Origin of the sequence: Arthrobacter sp. BB-1, from assembly GCF_006151685.1 — a bacterium.
Taxonomy (GTDB): domain Bacteria; phylum Actinomycetota; class Actinomycetes; order Actinomycetales; family Micrococcaceae; genus Arthrobacter.
In genome coordinates, this window is the sequence record NZ_VDEV01000013.1 from 30,529 (window position 1) to 39,082 (window position 8,554).

The 8,554-nt window shown below is 64.5% G+C and carries 8 protein-coding genes; 7 read left to right on the forward strand and 1 reads right to left on the reverse strand.

Annotation, left to right across the window (positions count from 1 at the left end; genetic code table 11):
* Positions 1–175: 175 nt before the first annotated feature.
* Positions 176–3,535: a VWA domain-containing protein gene (locus tag FHJ30_RS08225; RefSeq protein ID WP_139028826.1), complete on the forward strand. Its 3,360-nt coding sequence runs from the start codon at positions 176–178 to the stop codon at positions 3,533–3,535.
* Positions 3,532–4,368, forward strand: coding sequence for a hypothetical protein (locus FHJ30_RS08230; RefSeq protein ID WP_139028827.1), 837 nt, complete (start codon positions 3,532–3,534; stop codon positions 4,366–4,368). The genes FHJ30_RS08225 and FHJ30_RS08230 overlap by 4 nt, the downstream gene beginning before the upstream one ends.
* Positions 4,369–4,400: 32 nt before the next feature.
* Here the strand turns inward: FHJ30_RS08230 and FHJ30_RS08235 are convergent, their stop codons facing one another.
* The gene (locus FHJ30_RS08235; RefSeq protein WP_139028828.1) at positions 4,401–5,270 is read right to left on the reverse strand and encodes an Fpg/Nei family DNA glycosylase; all 870 of its coding nucleotides are present in this window, start codon (positions 5,268–5,270) and stop codon (positions 4,401–4,403) included.
* A 166-nt stretch (positions 5,271–5,436) separates the two neighbouring features.
* Here FHJ30_RS08235 and gcvH point away from each other — a divergent pair, with 166 nt between their 5' ends.
* From gcvH to FHJ30_RS08260, 5 genes are all read left to right on the forward strand, one after another.
* Positions 5,437–5,823: a glycine cleavage system protein GcvH gene (gene gcvH, locus FHJ30_RS08240; RefSeq protein ID WP_139028829.1), complete on the forward strand. Its 387-nt coding sequence runs from the start codon at positions 5,437–5,439 to the stop codon at positions 5,821–5,823.
* Between the two features lie 156 nt (positions 5,824–5,979).
* Entirely contained in the window at positions 5,980–6,456 is a 477-nt protein-coding gene (locus tag FHJ30_RS08245; RefSeq protein WP_139028830.1) for an FHA domain-containing protein, read from the forward strand.
* Between the two features lie 23 nt (positions 6,457–6,479).
* Positions 6,480–7,196, forward strand: coding sequence for a MerR family transcriptional regulator (locus tag FHJ30_RS08250; RefSeq protein WP_139028831.1), 717 nt, complete (start codon positions 6,480–6,482; stop codon positions 7,194–7,196).
* Positions 7,196–7,699: a bifunctional nuclease family protein gene (locus FHJ30_RS08255; RefSeq protein ID WP_138135016.1), complete on the forward strand. Its 504-nt coding sequence runs from the start codon at positions 7,196–7,198 to the stop codon at positions 7,697–7,699. The genes FHJ30_RS08250 and FHJ30_RS08255 overlap by 1 nt, the downstream gene beginning before the upstream one ends.
* A 232-nt stretch (positions 7,700–7,931) precedes the next feature.
* Positions 7,932–8,525: a MerR family transcriptional regulator gene (locus tag FHJ30_RS08260; protein ID WP_009358601.1), complete on the forward strand. Its 594-nt coding sequence runs from the start codon at positions 7,932–7,934 to the stop codon at positions 8,523–8,525.
* Positions 8,526–8,554 lie beyond the last annotated feature (29 nt).

Consider the following 8,554-nt stretch of genomic DNA (forward strand, 5'->3'; position numbering starts at 1 on the left):
CAGCAGGTTTCTCTAGCGTTTTGATTATTGCTGGCATACGTTTGGCCCAACTATCCGTACGCTTGCTGGGGAGCAACGATGCTTGTTGGGGGACGGCGCCCTGTGCGCCACGTTTTTTCATGTGAATTTGCCAGCGGTCCTGCGCTTACCATCACCACGGAATCAAGGGGCTGACGTGAAGCGGTCAGTTCTCAAATCCGGTGGGATCGGCTTTGCCCTCATCGTGGCGGCAGTTGCCCAGTCCCTCGGCCCTGCGTCACCGGTGCACGCTGCGAACAGCGTTGCCAGCGAAGTCGCTGCCGTGGCCAATGCTCCATTCGGGGTCAAGAGCTCGGGAGCCAAAGAGGCGCTGGTGGCCGCCCTTCGACCACATACATCGAAGCCTCCCGGACCGGACCGCCTCAATGCAGTCGCGGCGACGGTAGGCGGCTATGTCGATGGCGTGCGTTACCGCGAGGACTTCGACGGCCAGGAGGCGTTCCGCCAGGACCTCCAGCTGGTTTCCCACCTGGACGCCGCTGTGGGGAAGGAAACGGACACGGCGGCCAGGGCCATCGTATCGTCGGCCTTGACAAACCTGCTGTTGGCAGGTCGGCTCACGTCGGAGACCGCGGTAGCCGACGCCCGGACCGCGCTCTCGTCGCCGATACCCTCGGATCTCGGGCTCACAGCCGCCGATCGTACAGCCGCGGAGCGGGAACTGGCGTCCGCGGAGAAAGCTCTCGAACAGGCACGCGCTGCCCTCGCCGGAGGGCTGCCAGTTCCCGCCGAAACCCACTTGGGCGCGGCATGGCGTCACGGCACGAACGCGCTGGCAGAGCTCGGCATCATATACGACGGCGACCGTGACGGGGACGGCATACCTGACCGTGCCGAGCTTACCGTGGGTGCCTCGCCGCTGTCCCTCGACACCGACGGCGACGGGCTAGGGGACTCCTTTGAGTTCGATGCAATGGCTGTGTTGGCCTTGAACAAGGCGGACACCGACGCGGACGGAATTAGCGACGCCCAGGAAGACCACGACGGCGACGGGTTGACTGCGGGAGGGGAGCAGGCGGCCGGAACTTCTGCTGTCGACCCGGACACGGACGGCGACGGTATCACTGACGGCCAGGAGGCGGACCACCGGACTGACCCGCTGCTGGCCGACACCGATGGCGATACCTTGAGGGACGGCGTAGAACTTCGCGCTCACACGGACCCGATCAACCCTGATTCTGACGGGGACGGTGTCCGGGACGCGGATGAACTGCTCTCTGTTTCTGTGGAGGGTCCCGAGCGTGCCTCAGCGGAGGTAGCGGGAGCCGGTCAGTCCGTTCTTGGTGCCCGGATCGCCACTATCCCTGCCGATGACCTGCGCACGAGGGCGGCCGCTAAAGTGGGGCCGGCTTTCGAGTTCGAAGCCCCCGGTGAAGGGATGGTCCAGGCGCACATTACGTTGCCCTACGATCCCGCCTCTCTGCCTTCCGGTGAGGCCACTGCGCGTGCCCGCGTCTTCTGGTTGGATGAGGCCGCCAATGCCTGGGTTCCGGTCAAAACCGAACAACGCGTGGACGCTGCTGCCGGTACGGTCACTGTCACCGTCGACCACTTCTCCACCTATGCGGTCTTCGACATCGTCAACTGGGGCCAGACCTGGGAGGCGAAAGACAACCCGTGCAGGGCACGCACGGATGGCGGGGGAGACGACGTCGTCTTCCTTGACCTCGCCCTGTCCATCGATTCGTCCGGGTCCATGAGCTGGAACGACCCCGAAGGCCTGCGTCGGGACGCGGCGAAGATATTGGTTGATGCGCTGCTGCCCGAGGACCGGGCAGCCGTGGTCGACTTCGACAGCAGCGCCCGGGTCCTGCAGTCCCTGACCACGAACAAGGATGCGGTTAAGGGGGCCATCGACCGCATCGATGACTTTGGCGGCACGAACATCTCCGCCGGCGTCAGCACCGCAAACAGTGTCCTGATCAATAACAACGATCCTGACCGCGGCCGGGTCATGATCCTGCTGACGGACGGTGATGGATCCTGGAACCCCTACTACCTGCAGCAGGCCAAGCAGGGGTACATCACGATCTACACCATCGGCCTCGGAAGTGCCGTCAACACTGGTTTGCTCAGCACTATCGCTTCCGAGACGGGCGGCCAGTACTACCAGGTCGACAGTGCCGAGGAACTGCCGGAGGCCTTCCGCCGCATCAGCGATGACACCGGCGGGGATGAGGGCGTGGCCCTCGACAGTGACAAGGACGGCCTGAACGACTGTGTCGAGATCCAGGGTGCGTTCAGCCCCGGCACGGCGCTGCGCTACACGTCCGACCCCTTCGACCCGGATACCGACATGGACGGGCTGCTTGATGGCGACGAGGTCCGACCGCTCGGCGCTGGTTTCGGCATTCCGGCCGCGTCTGACACTTTCCAGGTCCTGTCCGATCCCGCTAAGGCCGACACGGACGGGGACGGGCTCACGGACCCGGCCGAGCTGGACGAGGGCACCTCGGTTTGGCGTTCTGACACCGACGCCGATGGTCTTGGCGACTCGGATGAGCTGAGCTGGCCCGCTGACCCCCTTGCCGGGGACACGGATGGTGACGGGTACGGCGACGGGACCGAGGCAGCCCAGGCAGGCGCAGGGTTCAGCCCGGTGGTCTTCGATGACCCCATGAGCCCGGACGAATGGGCCAGCGAGTTCGCCAAGGGGGCAGCCCTCGGCGATGCCGGTGACGGCACCACCGTCCCCTACCTGCTCGGGACCATCACGTCTTCCGCTACAAGCTTCATCCCGGTCGTCGGATGGATCGTGGGAGCGGTCCTCGACTTGCGCGACCTGCTTGCCAACACGGTGAAGGGGGACTGGGTCGCTGCGGGCATGTCCCTCGCCGGTGTGGTCCCGTACGTCGGCGACACCGCAAACATCATCGCAAAGGTCACCAAGTTCCTCGGCCGCAACGCCCACCTTCTGGATGACGTGGTCGCGGCGATCGCCAGGCTGGAGGAATTTCCCGCCAGCGCCCGTGCGCAGATCATTACCGGAATCAACAGCAACTGGGACGCGCTGCGCAAGGTCTCGCCGGGCATGAGTGAAGAGAGCTTCCTGCGGCTCGCCTCCTCGCGCCACGGGGCAGACCACATCGTCAATGCCCTCAACCGGACTAACGTTCGAGTTGGGGACTCCATCCCCTTCGTCAACCACTGGCGTGATGCGGAGAACGCAGTCGCCGGCCTTTTCGGCGTGGCGTCCGATCAGCGTCAGCTCTACCGGAAAGCGCCGGGCTTCAGTTCCGGACGAGTCGCAGACATGGTCGACGAGAACGGTATTATGCGCGAGGTCAAGTCCGGATTCGTTCCCTTCCGCTCCAGGGTCCAACGGCAAATCGAGAAGGACGCCGCGATTCTTGCCGATACAAGCAGCGAGAATGCCGACGTCATGGGCGTAGTTTGGCACTTTGTGGGTGGCCGCACCGGTTCATTGGGGGCAGATCCACGCGTACTGGACTTGCTCGACGCGAAAGGTATCCCCTACATTGTCCATCTGCCATGACTAACTATCGCGAACTGACTAAACCCGAAGCCGCGGCCGCCCTCCAAGAGTTTCTTAAAGAGCGCGGTCCCGCACTGACGCTGCTTCGGGAGCGCTTGGTGGAAGACGGGCAGGACCCCCAAGCACTTCTCGACGGAAGCCTTGAGAGCCTGGTGCCGGTGTGGCGTTGGTTGCTGTCCCGTCTGGCCAGGCGGGATGCCCCCGGCGCCACCGACCCCGCCTCCGTGCCGCCGGAGATGTGGCCATCGTGGGAACGCTTCACCACCGCGGAAGAGCGCACCCTTTCCTTGGAATCCCTGACTTTGTTGGACGGCCTTGTGTCCTACCTGGCGGAAGTCGTGCTCGGGCATGCTCCCAATGCACGGTGGGACGTTGCACGCGGTCCTCAAAAGCGCTACCACCTGAACAACCATCCGGTCCTCGTCAGCGGCACGGGAGAGACCCATAACTTCCTGCCCGGGCTGCCGGTAGTGGACGCGCGCGCCTCTCTGAACCGGGTCCGGGAATCGTCCGATGACAGGATCGAGGCGTACGCGCGGGCGCTAATCGGACAACTAAACCAAGAATCAGTGCTCACTGACGAAACCACGGAGCGTGAGCCCATTCTCGAGGTTGAGGACATCCGGGGCGAACCGGGCGGGTACGACTTCGAGATTGGTTTAAGCGATGAACTCTGTCATGAACGGTCGGCCGACGTGGAACGGCTGGTCCGCGAGTTATCTGGTGCTGAAGGCGTCAACCAGGTCCTCCATGAGGACCGGGATATGATCCTTGTCCGCGCACCATCATGGAACACTGAGATGCTTGAAGGCTGGTTCCTCCAGCGCCTCTAACAGCCGGTAAACGCACCGCTGCATTGCCTTTGCTACTTCAGGAACTTAGAGGTCCTGCGGTCTGCCAGGATCTTCCCCTTGGTCTGGCAGGTGGGGCAGTACTGCAGGGCGGTGTCCGCAAAGGAAACCTCGCGGACAGTATCCCCGCACACGGGGCAGGGCTGCCCGGTCCGGGCATGGACGCGCATATGGCTCCGTTTCACGTCCTTGAGATCCTTCGGCGGCTTGCCGCTGGCCTCCGCCAGTGCAGTGCCCAGGACGTCATGAATAGCGTCGTACAGGACCTGGACTGTGCCGCGGTCCAGGGACTTTGCCGTGGCGAAAGGCGAGATCCGCGCCGCATGCAGGATTTCGTCGCTGTAGGCGTTGCCGATGCCGGCGATCACGCTCTGGCTGCGCAGGAGGCCCTTGATCTGCTGGGAACTGCCGGCAAGGATCTCAGCCAGCACGTCGGCGTCGAACCCGTCAGCGAAGGGGTCCGGCCCCAGGGTGGCGATGCCGGGCACGTCCTGCGGGTCCCGCACCACGTACACCGCAAGGCTTTTCTTGGTGCCGGCCTCGGTGAGGTCCAAACCGCGGGGTCCGCCGGGGCCGGTGAAGGCAAGGCGGGCGGCGATGTGCCCCTTGCCCATTTTCAGCTGGGTATCGGTGGGGGAGTCCGTGAAGCGGACCCAGCCCGCCCTGGCCAGGTGAAAGACGAAAGAAATGCCGCCGGTGTCGATGCTGATGAACTTGCCGAAGCGCCGAACACCCGTGACGGTCCTGCCCTCGAGGGCGCTGAACGGGGGATCGGCCGTCTTGAGCACGGCGAAGGAGACGATCTGCACTTTTGAGACGGCGGCTCCCTGGAGGTGGTCAGCCAGGAACCCGGCAAGGCCGGCGACTTCGGGCAGCTCGGGCATCCGCTACCTGCCTTGCCCGCCGTGGAGGCCGGCTGTGCTTGCGCTCATGCGTCCCATCTTGTCAGAAACCCCGGCGAACGCCCCGGCAGTTGTGCCTATACTTTCAGCGGCGGCCCGTTTCCGGGGCCCCGTTGACATTGGTGTTCGACCCGATGAAAGGCCCCTGATGAGCAACATTCCCGAAGATCTGTCCTACACTGCCGAACACGAGTGGGTCACCGCCCCCAATGCCGACGGCGTGGTCCGGGTAGGCATCACCGACTTTGCCCAGGACGCACTCGGGGACGTTGTCTACGCCCAGATGCCGGAAGTCGGCACAAAGATTACGGCGAACGAAGTTGTGGGCGAGGTGGAGTCCACCAAGAGCGTCAGCGACATCTACGCACCTGTTTCCGGCGAAGTTGTTGCCCGCAACGAGTCACTGGACACCGATTCGGCGCTGATCAATACGGATCCCTACGGCGACGGCTGGCTGATTGAGGTCAAGCTGGCCGAAGCGGACGCTGTTGAGTCTTTGCTCAGTGCATCGGAGTACGAACAGCAGGTAGGCTAAAGCTACCGGTAATTCCGGTCCGGCCGCACCGCGAAGGCAGAACGTCTTCGCACGTCAGCCGCCGGATCGGCGGGCCGGGACCGGGCCTGCGTCGCAGGTCCGGAGGGCAGATGTTGGTTGCAGTCCCAAGGACTGCAACGGAAAGAGGAGGAGTCCATGGCTGGCCACACACAGAACCCTGCCGACGGGGAATACGGCTCGGGTGCGGCCAGGGCGTCGGAGACCACTTCAATCCACCTCACCCCGGTGAGGGATGAGCCTACGATTGCCCCCAAACTCTCGTCCGAAGAGCGCAACTCGGTTGAGGCGCTGCCGGCGGGGTCAGCCCTGCTGGTCGCGCACAGCGGTCCCAACGCCGGCGCCCGCTTCCTGCTCGATTCCGACGTCACCACGGCGGGACGGCACCCGGATGCGGACATCTTCCTGGATGACGTCACCGTCTCCCGCCGCCACGTCGAGTTCCGGCGCACCGCACGGAGCTTTGAAGTGGTGGACAAAAACAGCCTGAACGGCACCTACGTCAACCACGACCGCGTGGACAGTGTTGAGCTCAAGAACGGCAGCGAAGTCCAGATCGGCAAGTTCCGCCTCACCTTCTACCTGAGCCCTGCCAGCGCTGCAGGCCGCGGCTGACCCGGGGACCACTGCCTGTGGCAATGGCACAACCGGAACGCCGGGGACCCCAGGTCCTCAACATTGGGGAAGTCCTCGCACAGCTCAGCGGGGACTTTCCCGGCATGACTGCGTCCAAGATCAGGTTCCTGGAGGAAAAAGGGCTGATCAACCCGCGCCGGACGCCGGCAGGGTACCGCCAGTACTCCGACGGCGACGTGGAACGGCTGCGCTTCGTCCTGGCCCTGCAGCGGGACCAGTACCTTCCCCTGAAGGTCATCAAGGACTACCTCGACGCCATCGACAGGGGAGAACGCCCCGAGAACCTCCCTCCCGGCGTCGTGGTGTCCACGCGCATCGTCTCGGACGAACTGGCGGCGGAATTGCAGAACCGCGGGCGCAAGCTGACGGAAGAGCAGCTGCGCGCGGAATCCGGTGCCAGCGTGCCGCTGCTGCAGTCCCTCCTGAGTTTCGGCCTGATCAGCCACAGCCATGGCCAGTTCGATGAGCACGCCCTCCAGGTGGCGCGGGCATGCGTCCAGCTGGAAAGCCACGGGCTTGAACCCCGCCACCTCCGCCCCTTCCAGGCGGCTGCGGAACGGGAGTTTGGCCTGGTGGAGCGCGTCGTGGCGCCCTTGGCGTCCCGCAAGGACTCCGCGTCCCAGGCGCGGGCAGCTGAGGCCGCCCGTGAGATCAGCGACCTCTGCCTCACCCTGCACCGGGCCTTGGTGCAGGACCATATCTCACGCATGGACATCTGATGATTGAAGTCGAGATTGTGGGCGTTCGCATCGAACTGCCTTCCAACCAGCCCCTGGTCCTGCTTCGGGAAATGCACGGGGAGCGCCATGTCCCCATCTGGATCGGGACGCCCGAAGCCAGCGCCATCGCCCTCGCCCAGCAGGGTGTGGTCCCGCCCCGCCCCATGACCCATGACCTCCTGGTGGACGTCGTGGAGTCGCTGGGGCACTCGGTGGTCAGCGTGAACATCGTGGCGGTGGAGGACAACATCTTCTACGGCCAGCTGCAGTTCGAGAACGGGACGACAGTGAGCTCGCGGGCTTCGGACGCGCTGGCTGTGGCGCTGCGCGCAAAGTGCCGGATCTGGTGCGCGGACTCGGTCATGGACGAGGCCGGGGTCCGCATCACCGAGCATGACGAGGGCGAGGACACGGAGCCCGGTCCCACCGTTGATGAGGAGCGCGAGCTGCGCCGGTTCCGGGAGTTCCTGGACGATGTTGAGCCTGAGGATTTCGACGGCTAAGGTCACGTTAAGGTTAAAGTTGAGGGTGAAACTTTCGACACGCCTCGTTTAACCCTGCAGGGTCTTTGACCTTGCGACCCGCCGGGCCTAACGTCGAAGTATCGAGTTCCCATTGCTTACGGCAGCCGCGCAAGTCACACTGGAAAGTGCGCCCCGCGAAAATTACATGCATGGTCTTCATGCACTGCTGCTGCAGCAGTTTCCCCGGGAGCGTATGACAAGGAGGATCCAGGTGAGTCCCAAAGGTGAAGCAGGCGGGCTGAAGCAGCCCACGGCTGGTGTTGCTGTGCCGGCGAGCGGTGCCCAGGGCCTCCTGTTTACCGAAGACCTTCCTGTGCTGGATGAGGACGCGGGCTACCGCGGGCCCACCGCATGCAAGGCGGCCGGCATCACGTACCGCCAGCTGGATTACTGGGCACGCACCGGCCTGGTGGAGCCCGCAGTCCGCGGCGCGGCCGGTTCCGGCTCCCAGCGGCTCTACGGCTTCCGCGACATCCTGGTCCTCAAAGTCGTCAAGCGGCTCCTGGACACCGGGGTATCACTGCAGCAAATCCGCACCGCGGTGGAGCACCTGCGGGAACGCGGCGTCGAGGACCTTGCCCAGATTACGCTGATGAGCGACGGCGCGAGCGTCTATGAGTGCACCTCCGCGGACGAGGTCATCGACCTTGTCCAGGGCGGGCAGGGTGTGTTCGGCATCGCCGTCGGCCGTGTCTGGCGTGAGGTGGAAGGCAGCCTGGCCTCGCTTCCCAGCGAACATGCGGCCGAGCAGTCCTTTCCGGACGACGAACTGAGCAAGCGCAGGGCAGCGCGCAAGATCAGCTGAGACTTTGAACAAGGGGCCGCTCTCCATCC